The sequence below is a fragment of the Acinetobacter sp. Gutcm_16 genome, assembly GCF_028649355.1.
In the GTDB taxonomy this organism is placed as follows: Bacteria; Pseudomonadota; Gammaproteobacteria; order Pseudomonadales; family Moraxellaceae; genus Acinetobacter; species Acinetobacter johnsonii.
This window is the reverse complement of sequence record NZ_JAQSUV010000014.1, coordinates 16,748-36,068: the sequence shown is the minus strand read 5'-3', so window position 1 is coordinate 36,068 and position 19,321 is coordinate 16,748. Positions and strand designations below refer to the sequence as shown.

Sequence of the window (19,321 nt, the reverse complement as noted above, 5' to 3'; positions counted from 1 at the left end):
ATAAATTAGGTTGAGCTAGAGCAGAAACTTATGCAAAATCAGAAGCCTGAAAGAACACGATAAAAAATTGTATTTTGAATAAAAGAAATGCTTTTTAAAGTCAGCTATTTGCACTAATTTTTAGAGAACACTATGTATTCTGCAGAACTTTTAGAAGAAGCCCGTCGGATGATGTTTCACATGCTCAGCAAAGTGGTTGAGTATGGTGGTTCAGACTTATTTATATCTGCAGACTTTCCGCCAAGTATTAAGCATCAGGGCCTCATGAAGCCACTGGGTCAACAAAACTTGCCATCTGATCAGACCAAACTCTTTGCTTATAGTTTAATGAACGAAAAGCAACGATTGGAGTTCGAAACTGAGCTGGAGTGTAATTTTGCAATTAGCGTTCCCAATGTTTCACGTTTTCGTGTAAATGTTTTTCAGCAGCAACTGCATGTAGGTATGGTGATTCGTACGATTACTGCGGAAATTCCTAACTTCACTAAGTTACAACTTCCAACGTCTTTAAAAGACGTAATTATGGAAAAACGTGGTTTAGTACTCGTTGTCGGTGGTACAGGGTCGGGTAAATCTACGTCTTTGGCAGCGATGATTGATCATCGAAATGAGAACTCGGCAGGGCACATTATTACGGTTGAAGACCCAGTGGAATATGTTCACAAGCATAAGAAATCGATGATTACTCATCGGGAAGTGGGTGTGGACTGTCATTCTTGGCACAATGCTTTGAAAAATACTCTGCGCCAAGCGCCCGATGTCATTTTAATAGGTGAGATTCGTGATACGGAGACGATGGAACATGCCATAGCTTTTGCGGAAACAGGCCACTTATGCCTGGGGACACTGCATGCCAATAATGCAAATCAGGCTTTAGATCGTATTATTAACTTTTTCCCAGACGAACGTCGTAATCAACTTTTGATGGACTTATCTTCTAATATGAAGGCGATTATTTCACAGCGCTTGGTACGAACTGAAGATGGGCGTGGTCGCCGAGCAGCAGTGGAAATCATGCTCAATACGCCGTTGATGTCAGACTTGATACTTAAAGGGAATTTCCATGAACTCAAAGAAGTGATGTCGAAGTCACGAGAGCTCGGTATGCAGACCTTTGATCAGGCTTTGTTTGATTTATACAATCAAGGTGCAATTACTTACGAAGAAGCGCTACGAAATGCAGACTCGGTCAATGAATTACGTCTACAGATTAAGTTAAAGAGTAGTCGTGCCAACCCGCAGTTAAGCTCAAATAGTGCTTTGTCTTTTGATCAAGCGATTGCTGAAAAAGCCAAAGACGCTGAAGAAGAGAAGGCCGACGCTTAATTTTTGAGTCCGTATGTTCATTACTATGGGCATACGGACTGATGTTTTAAGCGGTTTTCTTTCTATTCGTAATAAAGGCATAGAAAAATAAACTTAAAACGGTTGTCAGTGCACAGAATAAATAGGTAAAGCTATAACCTTGCTTAGAAATGAGTATGCCCAACAATATAGAACCAAGTGCAATACCCAAGTCATACATGGTAAAGAATGTAGAGGTCGCATGGCCAATCCGATGCTTTTCAGCACCTTGAATAGCTAAAGTTTGTAGACAAGGCTGTGCAGAACCAAAGCCCATACCAACGCATACAGCAGCAACCAATAAACCCGTCAAAGATTGAATCTGACTGAGAATCATAAGCCCCAAGCTAAATAATATAATCGCTGGGTAAATCACATAGCTCGCTCCGCGACGGTCATAAATTTTGCCTGTAATTGGGCGTAGACTCATCATAGAAATTGCAAAGACATAAAAAACAAGCTCGCGTAGTTCAGCAGATGTTTAGACTCTGCATAAGTTGAAATGAAGGACATGATACTGGCATAGGAAAAAGAAACGATCATGCCCATAATTGAAATATTCAAGGCTTTGGTTTCAACAAAGTCATGGATACTGAGCTTGCGCTTCACGGCAGGTTTCAATTTTTGAGTGGTTTGCTGAATTGGGATAAAGAAGCAAAACAAGAAACCGAGACAGACATTAAACGCTAAAATTCCTGCGACCATTGGATAGGATACGGACTGGATCAGGGTTAAACCGAGGAATGGCCCAAGTACAATCCCCAGATTAATGGACATGACAAAATAGCCCATGCCTTCGCCTTTACGTTTTTCTGGAATAAACTCATTGACGATAGGTACGGCAACTGTGGTGACGATGCTGAACCAAATGCCATGTAGAAAACGAATCAGTAACAACAGGTGTAAATTATCAGCAAACAAATAAGCCAAGGAAAACAAACAAAATAGGGCTTCCGCGATAAAAAGCGTTTTCTTATTGCCCAATTTTTCAATAATCAGTCCGCTAAAAGGGCGAACTGCGATAGACGATGCCATGAACAAAGTCATGGCTAAGCCTGCTTGTGCAAGGCTACCACCCAAATCATTCAAAATATAGATTGGAAGGATTGAGGTCTGTGCAAAGTAAAAGATGAACAAAAACAGATTGTTCGCTAAGCACAGAATAAAAGACTTATTCCATAGTGATGATGTATTGAGAACAGACATGCAGAACCCTTGGCTCGAAGATGAGGCCACAGGACGTAAACTGTTGTTATTATTTTATGCAGAAGCTAGGTCACGGCTGTGAAACTAGAACAATCAAATTATAAGATAATACACGTGAAAAGTATAATTATAGTGATAAATATTGGTATTTAAACGAGTTGAATATATAAATATAGAGTTAATTTATCAAAATAAGAGGATAGTTGCAAAAAAATCAGTCCGCAGACTGATTTTTTGAATCGTAAATATGAATACTAGGCTTATAGACCCGCTTCATAGGCTGTGTTTGAAAGGAGTTGTTCTACATCTGCGATATTGTCTGGTTTGATTTTATAAATCCAACCTTTGCCATAGGGGTCATCATTGACGAAGTCAGGATCATCTTCCAGATTGGCATTGATTTCTACTACGGTGCCAGAAACTGGTGCATGAATATCAGAAGCTGTTTTTACAGATTCAACTACACCCGCTTGTTCGCCTGCAGTGATTTGTTGACCAACTTCTGGTGTTTCAACATAGACTAAATCGCCTAAAGCATCCTGTGCATGGTCTGAAATACCAGTTACAACAAGATCACCTTCAATACGCACCCATTCATGTGTACTCGCATACTTCAATTCTGAAGGATGATTCATGAATAACTCCTTAAAATACAAAAATCATTTTTCGCATGATTTATACATGCTTTTCTATCAAAACAAAAGATCTATAAATACGGATCTTTACGCCAATTACTCGGGCTGCGTCCACTCCAACGCTTAAAGGCTCGGCTGAAATTTGCCACATCACTATATCCGAGTTCATCCGCAATTTGCTCTAAGCTATAGTCTGTACGTGATAAAAGTGACGTGGCATGACGGTAACGCACTTCATCCACAATGGTTGAAAAGGACGTGCTTTCAGCAGCCAATTGGCGTTTCAGTGTGCGATCAGACATGTGTAAGAGGTCAGCCACATGCTCGATGCTTAAATAGTGTTGTTCTGAGCGCGTTAAAATGTCACGAACACGCATCGATAATCTTCGGCGTTCGCCCATGGCTGAGAGTTCAGCTTCACATTGATTAATGGCTATTTGGCTTGCAAGTGGATCAGCATTGACCATTTTAAAACCTAGATAATGCTTATCAAAACTCAAAAGTAAATGTGGTTGATCAAAGCGAACACTATGGTTAGGTAGCTTTGCACGATAGCGATCAAAGCCTTCAGGTTCTGGAAAATCGAAATCAATTTCCCCAGCCAAATTTTCAATGCCAGTGAGCGCCTTACTCATAGAAACAATACCAAAAATAATACTGATCGCAATATCGGTACGCAACGGTTCTATATCGACATCACAGCGTAATTGTAAAGTCGCTTTTTCGCCGAAGGTGGAAAAGAAAAGCTGCAAAAAAGGCATGCGCAGTTGAATAAAACGATTAGCAAGTACCAATGCTTCGCCAATATCATGAGTTGTCATAATGGCATAGCCAATGAAGCCATGAATTGAAATACGCATTTGCGTGCCTAGATGGTAGCCAAGCGTGGGCTCACCAGTGAGACGGCTGGCCAACTTCACAAGTTCATTGGCAGTATGAACAGGTATGCGAAAGTCAGGCTCTGCGAGTTGTTCGCTCGTGAGTTGAAAAGGGGAAAATAGCGTCTCTGCATTATAGCCCCAACGAGACACAACATCTAACAACAATAAGCCATAAACACCAGGAATTCCTTGATCTTGGCGAAGTGAAACTGTTTTCATGCGCGATCCATTGCATTTTTCTTTCTTTTCTGACTGAAGTTATATTGGCATGAATATTTCAAATTCATGGAGCATATTGTTGGACAATATGTTCCGAGCCTATATCAATTCAGTATCCTTTTCATTTCTGATTTAGTGGAACGATATTATAAATATCATAAATTTCTGAGCAAAAATATAAGACTCTCGATAAAAATAAAGGCTCAGAAAATGATGCTAAAAGTTAAGTAAAATCTTTTCAAAATCAGCACACTACAATCATTGATGATAATGATCTATGCGTGCTGAAAATGGAAAGTAAAATTAGGCTTCTTTCTTTTTAATCGGATGTTGTTCCGTTAAAAATCCACCTGTTTGACGCTGCCAAAGGTGCGCATAGATACCATTTTTTTGAATCAGCTCTTCATGTGTCCCTTGTTCTGCAATACGACCTTCATCAAGCACGATCAAACGATCCATTTGGGCAATGGTTGAAAGACGGTGCGCAATCGCAATCACTGTTTTATCTTGCATTAAGTCATCAAGGCTAGATTGAATTGCAGCTTCAACTTCTGAGTCTAGGGCACTGGTGGCTTCATCTAAAATTAGAATCGGCGCATCTTTTAAGAACACACGAGCAATGGCGATACGCTGGCGTTGGCCACCTGAAAGTTTCACTCCACGCTCACCAACATAGGCTTCATAACCTGATTTACCACGTAAGTCAGTCAGCTGAGGAATAAACTCTTCGGCTTTGGCTTTACGTACAGCAGCATACATTTCTTCATCACTGGCATTGGGACGGCCATATTTGATATTTTCTGCGACACTACGGTGTAGCAGGGAGGTATCTTGAGTCACTAAGGCAATATTACGACGTAAGCTGTCTTGGGTGACATCTTCGATATTCTGTCCATCAATTAAAATTTCACCCTGTTTCAATTGATAAAAATGCAGCAATAATTGAATCAGTGTCGATTTTCCTGCACCAGAGCGACCTACGATCCCAATTTTTTCACCAGCTTGGATGCGTAGGTTTAAATTGTCGATGACATTTTTACTGTTGTACGCGAAAGTGACGTCTTTAAATTCAATCACGCCTTGTTTAACTTCAAGGTCTTTGGCATCAGGTTTGTCTTGAATCGTGATCGAACGACCGAGGGTTTTCATGCCGTCTTGAATGGTGCCGACACTTTCAAAAAGTGCTGAGGTTTGCCACATGATAAATTCAGCAATACTGCTCAGTTTTAAAATCATAGCCGTTGCAGCAGCAATAACTCCAAGTTCAACTCGCCCATTCATCCATAACCAAACCGCAGTGCCCAATACACCTGCGTACAGCACTATATTTAAAAACAGGATGCTGATTTCATATTTGGCACCTAAACGCATTTGTTTATAGACGGTGACCATGAACTCTTGCATCGAGGCTTTGGCATATAAACTTTCACGTCCTGCATGGGCAAAAAGTTTCACTGTTTGAATATTGGTATAAGCATCGGTAACACGGCCAGTCATCACAGCTCGGGCATCAGCCTGTTCATTTGAAACTTTGCTCAAACGTGGAATGAAATAATACGCTGCACAGATAAACAAAGCTAACCAGACCAGTAAAGGTAATATTAGGAGCGGGGAGATAGCGGCAAGTACCAGATTGACCGTGACAAAATAAATGAGCACATATGCCAACATGTCACCCAAAATAACCCAGAACTCACGGATTGCCAGTGCAGTTTGCATGACTTTTGCGGAGAGTCTTCCTGCAAAATCATTATGAAAAAAGTCGAGACTTTGCTTCAACAGTAAATTATGAAAGCGCCAGCGCAGACGCATGGGAAAAGTACTAAATAATATTTGGTGTTTAATAATCGACTGTAAACTGGCAAATAAAATATTGGCCAATAAAATACAGAATAGAAGGACTAAGTTTGAACCATGTTCCGCTAAAAATGTTTCTGGCTGGCTTTTACTGAGCCAATTCACTAAGTCACCAATTTTGGCGTAGAACAAAGCTTCAAAGCTAGCAGCCCCAGCCGTGAATAAAATCAAAATCAACAAATAGCCACGCACACCTTTAGCGGCCTGCCATACAAACGGAAAGAACGTGGTCGGTAAAGGTTGGTTTAAACCTTCTTCTGGATAGGGATCAACACGTTTTTCAAACCATTTGAACATGAATAAAACCTTCTAAAAATAAGTCATTTATGAGGTAATGACTTGTTTTATAAATAAGCAGAGTTTGAAAATTTTAGCATGAAAAGACCTCAGTGGTCTGTGTAAATTGCGAGAGACTAAACGATGTTGTAGCAGTATTGATAGCAAGAAATGTAGATGAATAGATATAAAAGTCTGATATAGAGAAGAGTGATAAAAGGGAATCCAACCAAATGAATCCCCCAAGATGCTTAAAGCATTAGTTTGCTTGAGCTTCTGATGTCGCAACCGCATCAGATGCAGCAGCTTCTGAAGCAGGTGCTGCATTTTCAGTTGCAACAGCAGCTTGAGTGGTTTCTACAACTTGAGTTTCTGCTGCAAAAGAAGATGTCGCTGCTACAGCTAAAAGGGCAGCACATAAAGATTTATTTAAAGTATTCATTTTAGAAAGTCTTACAAAGTGAAAAGGAGTGGCTAATTTAATGAAGAGAAAAGGTTGATATTGTGATATTGCGGTATGTTTCATGTAAATAATCACATAATTAATTTACATAATACACAACTTAAATAACACAGTTGTTGAAAAAATAATGTTATGTATTTCCAGAATCTTTATTCTAGAGTGGGCGATTTAGAACATATGTTGAAACGCTTATTCTGCGTTTTTAAGACCTTGGTATGCTAAAACTAGAGTGGTTTTTAGCATACCAAAGTGAAAAATTACGGGTTTGACATTGCGATTTGCATGTCATATCCCGATGGTGCTTGGTAAATTTTGAGACCAAATTCGGGAAGAATGGCAATTAAATGATCGAAAATATCCGACTGAATCGCTTCATAATCTTTCCATGCAATTTGAGTGCTAAAAGCATAAATTTCCAGTGGCAAGCCTTTTTCAGTCGGTTGTAACTGACGTACGATTAAAGACTGGTGTTTTGAAATGTTCGGATGCTGATTAAGGTACAGCTCAACATACGCACGGAAGGTACCGATATTGGTTAAACGTCGCTGATTACAAGGAGATGTATTGCTCAATTTCTGATTAAACTCAACCAGCTCTGTACTCTTGTGATCTAGATATTGGTCTAATAATAAAAACTCTTTAAGTTTGCTTTGTTCTGCTTCAGACATAAAGTGAACGCTACTTTGGTCAATATAAAGTGAGCGTTTGATACGACGTACGCCTGCCTGCGACATACCCCGCCAGTTTTTAAAAGTATCTGTGACCAATTTGTTGGTTGGAATCGTGGTAAAGGTTTTATCAAAGTTTTGTACGGTGATGGTATGTAATGACATATCAATGACATCACCGTCTGCATTCAGAGATGGCATTTCAATCCAATCTCCAATGCGAACCATGTCGTAGGATGAAATCTGAACAGAAGCCACCAAAGACAAAATGGTGTTTTGGAAGACCAACATCAGCACTGCTGCCATAGCACCGAAGCCCGCTAGCAAGGTGAAGACATCTTTTTTCAGGAAGGTGCCTAAGATCATCAAGCCACAAACGATGAAAATAATCAGTTTGATTAGCTGTAAATAGCCTTTGATGGGCTTATTTCTAGACTTTGGATTACGTTGATAAACCAAATTGAAGATATTCAGTAATTCACCAATCGCGAGCGCAATGGTTAAGAAAATAAAGGCCTGTGCCGCCATTTGGACAAAGCTGACCATTTTCGCAGACAGGTGAGGAACGGTAACGATACCATTCATAATGACGATTGCTGGGACAATGTTCGCAATTCGACGAATCACGCTATGCTGCGACATGATGTCGTGATTGGCAAATTTTAGCTTAGTGATGAGATGCCGAATACCACGAACGACAACATGCTTGGCAATAATATACGCCAGTATAGCCACTAGAATGAGTATGCAGAATCCTGTCAGCATTTCGATCCAAGGATACTGATCCGACCAGTCTTTTAAACTCTGTATAAAATGAAAATTATCCAAAATGCGATCTTCTTTTGATTAAAACACTGCAAATAGTGTAATCAGCTATACGAATTAAGCAAATTGTGTCACTAAGTTTATACATGTTTTCAACGACTTGTTTATTTACTCTCTTAGATTCCGCTTTTAAGTCATTATTTGGATGTCGTGAAGTATAGCTCGTTGATGGTCGGGATATGTCAGATTAGTGGAATGGTAAATTAGTTTTATAATGAACTAGGAAAAAAGAAGCTTCCAATATGGAAGCTTCTGATGGCTCAATAATTACCACATGAGATCATCAGGGATCACGTACGCAGCGTATGGATCTTCCTCATCGGTGACTGCTTCATTTTTCTCTGAGGTATTTACGATAATAAAGCCTTCAAGTTTGGCATTAATACGATCAGCTAAAGCTTTAGGTAAGATGGCATAACTTTCATGATCACGTGCAATCACGAGGCTACCAGCAACCAAGGCATTATAAATTTGTTGATTGATATATTGTTTTTTGATTTTGCCATCGTCAATAAACTGATAGGCCACGTCACCATCGGTATCCCGAATTTTATGCTGCGTGATCATTTGAATGATCGTCGCTTTGAGCTCTTTTTCTTGCAATATCGCTTTCTTCTCAAGTTCAATGGCTTGATCTTTGGCCTGTTTTTGCTGTTTGTCTTGTGCAATTTTTGCCTTGATCTCAGCTTCACTGCTTTGACCTGTTTTTTGCTCATGCACTGCTTGTTTAGAAAGTTTTTTGGCCTTTTTGTTGTCAACTAAACCGGCTTTGAGTAACTGAGCCTGTAATGCATTTTTTACCATAGCGAATTCCACAACTGCGTTTAAAAACGACGATAACGAAAGTAAATGATCCAATATACAACACTAAGGATCAAGCTTAATGCTGTTGGAACTAAAAAAGAATTGAGTTTTAAATAGGGATACATCCAACTTGCACAGAGACCGCCGATCAAAAAGCCACTTAAAATCAAAAGATGTAAAACTACGCGCCGACGTTCAACTAAGAGTCCGCGCACACGATAACCAAGCGCTAAGCCGAGATCGGTAAGAACACCCGATAAATGTGTGGTGCGGATGATAGTGCCTTTATAATGGCTCACCATGGCATTTTGCACACCCATTGCGACGCAGGCCCAGAGTAAAGCATAGCGTGGAAAATAAGGCAGAAAGAACCAACACAGAAAAATAAAAAAAGCCACTAACGTGAGTGGTACGCCATAGCGGCGTCCCAATCGAAAGTGACTATTTCCCAGAATTACACCGCTATAAAATGAACCGATGACATAGCAGACAGTTACTAATAGCAAATATAAAATGCTTTCGGGTTGCCAATGTACAAGCGACATCGCCAAAACACTTACATTACCAGTCATATGGGAAACAGACTGGTGTAAAACAGTCACCAGTCCTAAGACATTAATCATTCCTGCATTGACTGCAAGAAAGAATGCCCCCAGTTGAATCCAAAGTGGTAAGTGTTGAAATGGCATAACTTCAAAAAAGAAATAATATACTGATTCTACAATATATTATTTTGAAGCGCGGTCAACTGCTGCAGTAAATAATACGTCAGTTGATGAGTTCAATGCGGTTTCAGTAGAGTCTTGTAGTACGCTAATCACCATACCAATTGCAACCACTTGCATTGCAATATCAGATGAAATACCAAACAGTCCACACGCAACAGGGATCAACAGCAAAGAACCACCTGCGACACCAGAAGCACCACAAGCTGAAACTGTTGCAAGCACAGATAAAATCATCATGGTGGTAAAGTCAACATTAAGACCTAGTGTATTGACTGCTGCCAGTGTAAGCACAGTAATAGTCACTGAGGCGCCGGCCATGTTAATGGTCGCACCGAGTGGAATGGCTACACTCGCTGTAGATTCAGCAACACCCAAACGTTTTGCAAGATCTAAGTTCACAGGAATGTTCGCAGCAGAACTACGCGTGAAGAAAGCAGTGATACCACTTTCACGTAAACACTGAAATACCAAAGGATATGGATTGCTACGTGTTACCACAGCAACCATAAGCGGGTTGATGACTAAGGCAACGAAAGCCATTGTGCCGAGTAAGACAGCCAATAAATGTGCATAGCTTGCTAAGGTACTTAAACCTGTTTCTGCAAAGGTTACCGCCACCAGACCGAAAATACCGATAGGCGCAAAGTTAATCACCAAACGAATCACGCTATTTACTGCGTGTGCAGTATCATTGAGTAAGTCTTTGGTTGAGTCTTTGGCATGACGGAATGCAGCACCCAAGGCTACAGCCCACGCTAAAATACCAATGAAGTTTGCTTCACTAATGGCAGTTACAGGGTTAGCAATAAAGCTCAGCAGTAGGTTCTTAAAGATTTCAATCAAGCTGCTTGGTGGTTGTAAGTCAGTATTTGCAGGTAAGTTTAAAAACAAAGTACTTGGGAAAGCGATGCTGACAGCAACTGCTGAAAAAGCAGCCAGTAACATACCCACGGCATACATGATGATGATAGGACGTAGATTCGCACTATGACCTACTTTAAAATTTGCAATAGAAGCAAGAACCAAGACAAATACAAGTACAGGCGCGACAGATTTTAACGCTTTAATAAATAAGTCGCCTAGCAGGCTCAAATAAGGTGCAACGCCTGGGAAAACAAGGGCTACACCAATACCCAAAATAATGGCAATAATAATTCGAGTAACTAGACTCATTCGCGCTAAAACAGAAAACATAGAGGCGCCTTGTTGAAATTACGAGGACAAAATACGGATTTTAAGTGCGCCATTTTATACCTAATTTGCTAACTGACTGAAAAATATTTAGATATAAAAATTAAGTTATTGTAATTCCAGTTTTTATTATTCATTTTAATTCATTAAAATGACATATTTAACGGATTTTTATCATAAATGCCTGCTTGATATTTCTCACTAAATAGAAAAAGTGCAAGCAGACATTCGCTCTCTTATGAAGTTTTAAGCAGCTGAGGTGAAAGGGTCTGAATGGCTTGATAGTGAGTTAAAAAGACATTCCCACTCAAAAGTTTCAATAGTTTTGAGCTTTGCAGTCGATCCATCACAGGGCCTTTAACTTCGGACAAATGCAGTTGAATGTTTTGCTTGGCCAATTCTAGATTAATATCTTCCAGCATTTCTAAAGCACTCAAGTCGATACTACTCACACTGGAGCAATTAATCACCACATGAGCTAACTCAGGTTGTTGGCTCACAGCATTGATCAGCTCGCCTTTCAATATATTGGCATTTAAGAAGGTTAGGCTTTCATCTATACGCATTGACAATACTTGTGCCGTTGTTTGAACTTGATGGCGTTCAACATTGCGAAAATGTTGCGTCCCCTCGACCAAGCCAATCACAGCGATATGTGGTCGGCTAATCCGCCAAAGCAACAAAATAAAGGTCGAAACCATGCCAATGATCAGGCCGGTTGAAATATCGATACAGACAACACCAAAAAAGGTAATCCACATCGCGATACCATCTGCTTTAGAATACTTCCATGCTTCGATGAAGGGTTTAAAGTCCACAAGTTTCCATATCGAGACGATAATCGTTGCAGCCAAAATAGCTAAAGGAAGGTCCTGAAAGAAATCTGTAAAGTATAAGCTCACTACAATAATCAACAGCGAAGAGAGCACACCAGCCATAGGCGTTTGAGCGCCTGCATCTGCATTAACAACAGTACGAGAAAGGCTGCCTGTTACAGGAAAGGCCGAACTGAAACCTGCACTGATATTGGCTAACCCCAAAGCGATAAGTTCTTGGTTGCTATTAAGTTGACTTCGGTTTTGTAAAGCAGTGGCTTGAGCAATGGAAAGTGACTCTACAAAACTGATCATCGCGATCATAGTTGCACCTGGCAAAAGTTGCAGAACTAAAGTCCAGTTCCAATACGGCATATCGAGTGGAGGCATACCAGATGGAATGATTCCAACCGTTTTGATTCCAAGCGTTTGCAGCTGGAAAAAATAGACCAAGGCAATCGAGGCAACCACTAAAAATAAAGGAATAGTACGCAAAAGTAATACGGTCGATCCGAACCAACCTTTTAAGGCATTAGTATTCAGCAACTTTGGTACATAAATTAAAAATGCGATTGCACACAGTCCAAACAACAGCGTACCTATGTGAGTTAAACTGATGTATTGCCAAACACTTACCACAAACTCGGGAATGTTATTAGCTTTTAAAGGCAGATCGACAATAAACTTCAACTGCCCCAAAGCAATCAGCAAAGCAGACGCAATAATGAAACTTTGGATGACGGGGTGGCTAATCAGTTGGATGAGGAAACCAAAGCGAAATAACCCCAACAGCAGGGAAATGATACCGACCATTAGGGCTAATAAACATGCCGCTTGTATATAAACTGGTGAACCAACTTCAAACATCGAGTTCAAAGTCGCAAAGGTCATCATCGAAATGATGGCAACAGGACCAATAGAAAGTGTGGGACTGCCACCAATGATGGCATAAATAATCATTGGGATAATGCTGGCATATAACCCAGTGATTGGCGGTAAGCCTGCCAACATGGCATAGGCCATGCCTTGAGGAACCAACATGGCAATGACGATAAAAGAGGCAAGTAAATCTGACTTAAATGTAGGCGTGTCATAGTGCTTAAGCCATTGCCATGCGGGTAGATAATGGCTTAGACGACGATTCCAATCAGACATAAAAAAATCTAAATCACAAATTTAGATATATTATGCATAAAAAATGCTAAGAAGTCTTAGCATTCGTTTTCATAGCACAGAAAATATAGAGTGATTTGGTTTAGAGACGTGGTTTTGGGCAGTACAAGCTATACAAAGTATTTAAAACTTCAATCATGCGTTCATCTTTAATGGAGTAATAAATTTGCTTACCATCACGGCGCGTATTTACCACATCACTTTTACGTAACATCATTAATTGTTGAGAAAGAGTCGGCTGTTTGATGTCGGTAATTTCTTCAATTTGAGAAACATTAAGTTCTTGTTGTGACAAATGACACAAAATTAATAAACGATCAGTATTGGCTAGAGATTTTAAAATACTTACAACAACTTCAGCAGAGTCGCGCATAGACGTTATTTCAAGTCCTGTGTTCATTTAAAACCTACTCATAAAACAAAACAACTGTGCGCTTAGTATAAAACCAAGCCGTTCATAATGCTGTCTTTTCAAGTCCAATATGCATGGCTTTTAGTGAAATAAAATATTAGCTAAAGTTATATATGCTGAATGTTTACATCAAAATTAGTTATTCAAAATGTTGCTTAAGTTCTCGATATTTATATAATTTAAGTTGATTTTTTAAATCAAAAACTCATTCTTTATGATTATTTATAATAAGCTTTGAATATTTTATCATATAGAGCATTAAAATCATAATTACAGAGCTTTTTAAAAAATTCATTATAAATTTAAAAAATACAAACATTTATTAAAAGGCATAATTATTGCTAGATAATATTTTTGACCAAAAAGTAAACTTTGAGATGAATGTACAAATTTTTCCATCCCATATAGAAGATGCTGATTATGTGGTTTTGTCGTCGGGTTTAGGTGGACATGCGCAGTTTTGGCAGCCACAAATTCAAGACCTACAAACCAAATTTCATGTCCTAACTTACGATCAAGAAGGTTGCCATGGCGACAGTACATTATTAAAACCAGATTATTGCATACGCGATTTGGGGCAGCAGCTTTTGCTGATTTTAAAGCAACAACATATTCAACGCTTTCATTTTATCGGTCATGCACTAGGTGGTTTTATTGGTGCGGAGTTGGCATCCTTATGCCAATCGATCGAGTATCAGATGTTATCAATCACGATTTTAAATGGTTGGGACACGTTAGATGCGCATACCTATAAATGCTTTGAAACCCGAATTAACCTTTTAACATGTGCAGGCACTGAGGCTTATGTCAAAGCACAGGCCTTGTTTTTATATCCGCCAGCTTGGATTTCAGCAAATATAGAAAATATTCAAAAGCAAGAACAGTTTCAAATTCAAAACTTTCCACCGCATGAAAATGTATTGCGACGGCTAAGTGCTTTAATGGACTTTGAACTGAGCGAGGAGATACGAGCCGCTTTGCAGAATATACCGATGCATTTGATTGCGAATCAAGATGATTTCCTTGTACCTTACGAACGCTCACAAAACCTAAAACAGTTGTTTCCGCATGCACAGTTGACTCTTTTAAAGCAGGGCGCTCATGCAGCGACTGTAACCGAAACAGTACTGATGAATAAGGAAATGTTGGGCTTTTTAACAGGGCAGGAAAGTTTAGTTTAGATTATTGATTGTTTAATTTGGCTTTATAAAGTGAAGGTGTATAGGTTTTGAGATCTATACACTTTTTTTATTTGGGCTAAAAATATAAAAATTCTAGTTTGGATCATTTACCGCACAATCATTGATCACTCCTCACAGAGATAGTGCATAAAATAAAAACTAATTTTACTTTTTGGTAAAAAATATGATTAAGTAAAAATATTTAATATATTGAAAAATAATAATAAATAATAGTTGGCATGGCTTGTGCAAATATATTTCTATCAAACTAAAGGTTAAAAGTCTTGCTGTATTTAGCCTTTGATGTTCTGCAAATAATGAAATAAGTGTAGAGGATAAACGAGATGAAAATAGGTGTATTTTGCCCGATTGGAAATAATGGCTGGCTGCTTTCGGAAACCGCGCCACAGTACATGCCTTCATTTGAACTAAATAAAAAAATTGTTCAACGTGCTGAGCATTATGGTTTTGACTTTGCTTTGTCGATGATCAAACTGCGTGGCTTTGGCGGGAAAACAGAGTTTTGGGATCATAACCTAGAAACATTTACCTTGATGGCTGGGCTCGCTGCGGTGACAAGTAAAATCCAAATCTATGCAACAGCTGCGACGTTGGTGATGCCGCCTGCAATTGTGGCACGAATGGCGTCAACCATTGATTCCATTTCAAATGGTCGTTTTGGTTTAAATGTCGTGACAGGCTGGCAAGCACCCGAATATACGCAAATGGGGATGTGGCCAGGAGATGAATACTTTGTACAGCGCTATGAATATCTTTCTGAATATGTAGAAATTTTGCGTGAACTCTGGGCGACAGGTCGTTCAGATTTTAAAGGTGAGCATTTTACTATGCAGGACTGCCGTGTGAGTCCACGTCCGCAAGCAGACATGAAAATTATTTGTGCGGGTCAGTCTGATACAGGGCTTGAGTTTTCTGCTAAATATGCCGATTACAACTTTGTTTTCGGTAAAGGGCTGAATACACCGACAGCCTATGCTGAAATCAATGAGCGTTTAAAACAGCAAACCGATAAAACAGGTCGTGATGTACAAACCTATGTGTTGTTTATGGTGATTGCTGCAGAAACTGATGAAGAGGCGCATGCGAAATGGCAAACATATAATGCTGGTGCGGATATGGAGGCGATTAATTGGCTGATGAACCAAGGTGGTAAAGATACCAAATCTGGAACAGATACCAATATTCGCCAAATGGCATCCTCGGTTTCGCCTGTGAATATCAATATGGGAACGTTAGTCGGTTCGTTTGAACATGTTGCTTACATGTTGGATGAAATTGGTGAAATTCAGGGGACTGAAGGTATTTTGCTTACCTTTGATGATTTTGTTCAAGGGGTCGAAGACTTTGGTCAGCGTATACAACCTTTGATGAAATGCCGTGAACATATCGTGGTTGAAGCGGATGCACCACGCGTTGTTTTGGAGAAAAGCGCATGAATGAATCTATAGTCTGTGCAGAATTTACAAAACAAAGTCTGCACGCAAAAACATTAAAAGCAGAACCTGAACATATTGCTTTAGCACCTGAACACACGGCATTGATTGTGATTGATATGCAAAATGCCTATACCTCAGAAGGTGGTTATTTGGACTTGGCTGGGTTTGATGTATCTAAAACCAAACCTGTGGTTGAAAACATTCAAAAAACCATTACTGCTGCACATGCAGCTGGCATTCAGGTGATTTACTTTAAAAATGGTTGGGATGACCAGTACCGTGAAGCAGGAGGGAGTGATTCACCAAACTTCCATAAGTCGAATGCTTTAAAAACCATGCGCAAAAATCCAGAGCTGCAGGGAAAACTACTGGCAAAAGGTGGTTGGGATTTTGAGTTGATTGATGCACTCAAGCCTGAACCACAAGATTTAGTCATAGAAAAGCCTCGCTATAGTGGATTCTTTAATACTGCGTTGGACAGTATGTTGCGGGTGCGAGGAATCCGAAATTTAGTTTTTGTCGGTATTGCGACCAATGTCTGTGTCGAGTCGACTTTAAGGGATGGTTTTTTCTTGGAGTATTTTGGGGTCGCTCTTAAGGATGCGTGCTATCAAGCTGGGCCTATCGAGGCGCAAGAAGCAAGTCTCTATAACATCAAAACCTTTTTTGGTTGGGTGTCTGATACACAAAGTTTTGTGAACACCTTTGAAACCCCAAGCAGTCAAACACTGGCAAAAACAGCATAAGTCATACATACGAAAGATAGAGGAAACCTCATGCCTAAAGAAATTATTGTGCCTGAAGGCACAGCGAAACCACTTGCACCATTTGTACCTGCAACTAAGGCTGACAATATCGTTTATGTATCAGGCACCTTGGCCTTTGATGAACATAACAACGTTGTTCACGTTGGTGATGCAGCAGCACAGACTCGACATATTTTAGAAACCATTAAACGAGTCCTTGCAACTGCAGGAGGCACAATGGATGACGTCACTTTTAATCATGTTTTTGTGAAAGATTGGGCCGATTATGGCGCGATTAATGCTGTATATGCCGAGTATTTTCCAAATGATAAACCTGCACGCTATTGCGTACAGACTGGACTGGTCAAGCCAGAGGCTTTGGTTGAAATCGCTTCGGTTGCACATGTGGCTTAAGTGGAATAATCAAATTTTAATGCCCTGATACACGATTTTTTTAGGGCATGGAGAATACGATGAATGCAAAACTGATGAATCAAGATCAAGTTGAAACCATGCTGAATCATAAAGCACCAGAGGCAATGGGTGAGGCGATGTTGGACCAACACACATTTCGTCAAGGTATGGCGAATCTAGGGGCTGCGGTCAATGTGATTACAACAGATGGGGGTGCGGGTCAGGCAGGCTTTACTGCATCGGCAGTATGCAGTGTGACCGATACACCGCCAACGTTGTTGGTGTGTTTAAACCGTTCAGCCTCTGTGTTTGAGACATTTAAAAGCAATCAAGTGTTATGTGTAAACACGTTGTCGAGTCAGCAACAACATTTATCTAATCTGTTTGGAGGTAAAACTCCAATGCCTGAACGTTTTGCTCAGGGCACATGGTCCACACTTTTGACCAATGCACCTGTATTGGAGGATGCATTGGTGAGTTTTGATTGTGAAGTGGTACAGACCATGTCTGTAGGCAGTCACGATGTGTTGTTTTGTCAAGTCAAAGCCATGAAGCAAAGTTATGGACTAAATGCGCTGATGTATTTTAACCGTGGTTATTGTGAGCCATTACCAATGTGCTAATTCAAAAAATCCTACTTTTACAAGGAGGGGAAACCCATGCAAACAAAAGAATCGTGGTTTCCAAAATTTAAGCCTTATCAAGGCGATTTAGATACAACGCCTGTGCAAACAGATGAATATTTACCTGCAGGCAAAAGCATTATTTTAGGGTTGCAACATGCTTTTGCCATGTTCGGTGCAACCGTACTTGCCCCATTGCTGATGGGCTTTGATCCGAATCTAACGATCTTCATTACAGGCATTGGTACGATACTCTTCTTCCTCATGACTGGTGGACGTATGCCAAGTTATTTGGGGTCAAGCTTTGCCTTCATTGGGGCAGTGGTCGCAGTTACGGGTTATACAGGTGTTGGAGCAAACCCAAATCTTTCTTTAGCACTGGGTGGAACCATTGCGTGTGGAGTGTTGTACGCGTTAATTGGCTTAATTGTGATACGCACTGGTACGGCATGGATTGAAAAGTTGATGCCACCTATTGTGACAGGCGCCATCGTGATGATTATTGGTCTACACCTTGCACCTGTTGCGATCAAAAGTGTGTCAGCCAATCAGTTTGACTCTTGGATGGCGTTAATCACGATTATTTGTATTAGTGTCATTGCGGTATTTACCAAAGGTATGGTGCGCCGTTTACTGCTACTTTTAGGTTTAGTTGCATCTTATTTTATTTACTTCTTACTCACCAATGTCATGGGTTTTGGCACTGCAATTGACTTTGCAAAAGTCGGTCAAGCAGCATGGTTTGGTTTGCCAACTTTCCACAGCCCAACTTTTGATATAAACGCCATGATGTTGATTGCACCCGTTGCGATTATTTTGGTGGCTGAAAACTTAGGACATTTCAAAGCTGTGTCGGCGATGACGGGGAAAAATTTGTCTCCTTATATGGGACGCGGTTTCTTTGCAGATGGGGTATGTACCACACTGTCTGCTTCAGTTGGGGGCACAGGGATGACCACCTATGCTGAAAACATTGGGGTGATGGCAGTTACTAAAGTTTATTCAACCACAATCTTTGTTTTTGCAGGTGTATTTGCGATTTTAATGGGGCTTTCGCCTAAGTTTGGCGCAGTGATTAGCACAATTCCCGTTGCACTCTTGGGTGGTGCATCCATTGTGGTTTTTGGTTTGATTACCGTTGCTGGCGCAAAAATTTGGGTCGATAACAAAATTGATTTCACCAAGAACAGTACTTTAATGATTGGGGCCGTGTGTTTGATTATGGGAACAGGCAATTACAGCTTACAAATAGGGAGTTTTGACCTAGGTGGTATTGGCACCGCAACACTAGCAGCTATTCTGCTTAATCTTTTCTTGAACCGAGGCAGTGAAAAAGAGCAAGTCGTAGAAAAATCAGAAGATCAAATCAATAGCACTATTGCACATAGTTAGGAGTACATTTT

At 40.1% G+C, this 19,321-nt stretch carries 17 protein-coding genes and 1 pseudogene; 7 read left to right on the top strand and 11 right to left on the bottom strand.

What is annotated here, in order from left to right:
- Window positions 1-132 precede the first annotated feature (132 nt).
- Window positions 133-1,326, top strand: a complete 1,194-nt coding sequence (locus PTT44_RS01320; RefSeq protein ID WP_168159611.1) for a PilT/PilU family type 4a pilus ATPase — start codon at window positions 133-135, stop codon at window positions 1,324-1,326.
- A 46-nt stretch (window positions 1,327-1,372) separates the two neighbouring features.
- Here the strand turns inward: PTT44_RS01320 and PTT44_RS01315 are convergent.
- The 11 genes and pseudogenes from PTT44_RS01315 to PTT44_RS01265 all read right to left on the bottom strand — a co-directional run bounded on the left by PTT44_RS01315 (window position 1,373) and on the right by PTT44_RS01265 (window position 13,485).
- Window positions 1,373-2,550: pseudogene (locus PTT44_RS01315) on the bottom strand (MFS transporter).
- Between the two features lie 260 nt (window positions 2,551-2,810).
- Window positions 2,811-3,185, bottom strand: coding sequence for a glycine cleavage system protein GcvH (gene gcvH, locus PTT44_RS01310; RefSeq protein ID WP_168159610.1), 375 nt, complete (start codon window positions 3,183-3,185; stop codon window positions 2,811-2,813).
- Window positions 3,186-3,256: 71 nt separating this feature from the next.
- On the bottom strand, window positions 3,257-4,285 hold the full coding sequence (locus tag PTT44_RS01305) for an AraC family transcriptional regulator (protein ID WP_004979806.1): 1,029 nt from the start codon (window positions 4,283-4,285) through the stop codon (window positions 3,257-3,259).
- A 303-nt stretch (window positions 4,286-4,588) separates the two neighbouring features.
- A complete protein-coding gene (locus PTT44_RS01300; protein ID WP_168159609.1) occupies window positions 4,589-6,439 on the bottom strand; it encodes an ABC transporter ATP-binding protein in 1,851 nt (616 codons plus the stop codon).
- A 238-nt stretch (window positions 6,440-6,677) separates the two neighbouring features.
- Window positions 6,678-6,860, bottom strand: a complete 183-nt coding sequence (locus PTT44_RS01295; RefSeq protein WP_010326649.1) for a hypothetical protein — start codon at window positions 6,858-6,860, stop codon at window positions 6,678-6,680.
- A 278-nt stretch (window positions 6,861-7,138) separates the two neighbouring features.
- Entirely contained in the window at window positions 7,139-8,377 is a 1,239-nt protein-coding gene (locus PTT44_RS01290) for a mechanosensitive ion channel family protein (RefSeq protein WP_168159608.1), read from the bottom strand.
- 264 nt (window positions 8,378-8,641) lie between these two features.
- Window positions 8,642-9,178, bottom strand: coding sequence for a DUF2058 domain-containing protein (locus tag PTT44_RS01285; RefSeq protein WP_168159607.1), 537 nt, complete (start codon window positions 9,176-9,178; stop codon window positions 8,642-8,644).
- A gap of 20 nt (window positions 9,179-9,198) precedes the next feature.
- Entirely contained in the window at window positions 9,199-9,867 is a 669-nt protein-coding gene (locus tag PTT44_RS01280; protein WP_168159606.1) for a YoaK family protein, read from the bottom strand.
- 39 nt (window positions 9,868-9,906) lie between these two features.
- Entirely contained in the window at window positions 9,907-11,100 is a 1,194-nt protein-coding gene (gene sstT, locus PTT44_RS01275; protein ID WP_062034822.1) for a serine/threonine transporter SstT, read from the bottom strand.
- 233 nt (window positions 11,101-11,333) lie between these two features.
- Window positions 11,334-13,067: a SulP family inorganic anion transporter gene (locus PTT44_RS01270; protein ID WP_168159605.1), complete on the bottom strand. Its 1,734-nt coding sequence runs from the start codon at window positions 13,065-13,067 to the stop codon at window positions 11,334-11,336.
- Between the two features lie 100 nt (window positions 13,068-13,167).
- Complete coding sequence (locus PTT44_RS01265; RefSeq protein ID WP_004693230.1) at window positions 13,168-13,485, bottom strand: ArsR/SmtB family transcription factor; 318 nt, start codon at window positions 13,483-13,485, stop codon at window positions 13,168-13,170.
- 389 nt (window positions 13,486-13,874) lie between these two features.
- Between PTT44_RS01265 and rutD the strand changes: the two genes are divergently transcribed.
- The 6 genes from rutD to rutG all read left to right on the top strand — a co-directional run bounded on the left by rutD (window position 13,875) and on the right by rutG (window position 19,310).
- A complete protein-coding gene (gene rutD / locus PTT44_RS01260; protein ID WP_168159604.1) occupies window positions 13,875-14,678 on the top strand; it encodes a pyrimidine utilization protein D in 804 nt (267 codons plus the stop codon).
- A 344-nt stretch (window positions 14,679-15,022) separates the two neighbouring features.
- The gene (rutA, locus tag PTT44_RS01255; protein ID WP_168159603.1) at window positions 15,023-16,135 is read left to right on the top strand and encodes a pyrimidine utilization protein A; all 1,113 of its coding nucleotides are present in this window, start codon (window positions 15,023-15,025) and stop codon (window positions 16,133-16,135) included.
- The gene (rutB, locus tag PTT44_RS01250; protein ID WP_168159602.1) at window positions 16,132-16,881 is read left to right on the top strand and encodes a pyrimidine utilization protein B; all 750 of its coding nucleotides are present in this window, start codon (window positions 16,132-16,134) and stop codon (window positions 16,879-16,881) included. The genes rutA and rutB overlap by 4 nt, the downstream gene beginning before the upstream one ends.
- 30 nt (window positions 16,882-16,911) lie before the next feature.
- Window positions 16,912-17,295: a pyrimidine utilization protein C gene (gene rutC, locus PTT44_RS01245; RefSeq protein ID WP_004979782.1), complete on the top strand. Its 384-nt coding sequence runs from the start codon at window positions 16,912-16,914 to the stop codon at window positions 17,293-17,295.
- Between the two features lie 98 nt (window positions 17,296-17,393).
- Complete coding sequence (gene rutF, locus PTT44_RS01240; protein WP_252726155.1) at window positions 17,394-17,918, top strand: NADH-dependent FMN reductase RutF; 525 nt, start codon at window positions 17,394-17,396, stop codon at window positions 17,916-17,918.
- 36 nt (window positions 17,919-17,954) lie between these two features.
- On the top strand, window positions 17,955-19,310 hold the full coding sequence (gene rutG / locus PTT44_RS01235) for a pyrimidine utilization transport protein G (protein WP_168159600.1): 1,356 nt from the start codon (window positions 17,955-17,957) through the stop codon (window positions 19,308-19,310).
- The last annotated feature ends 11 nt before the right edge of the window (window positions 19,311-19,321 follow it).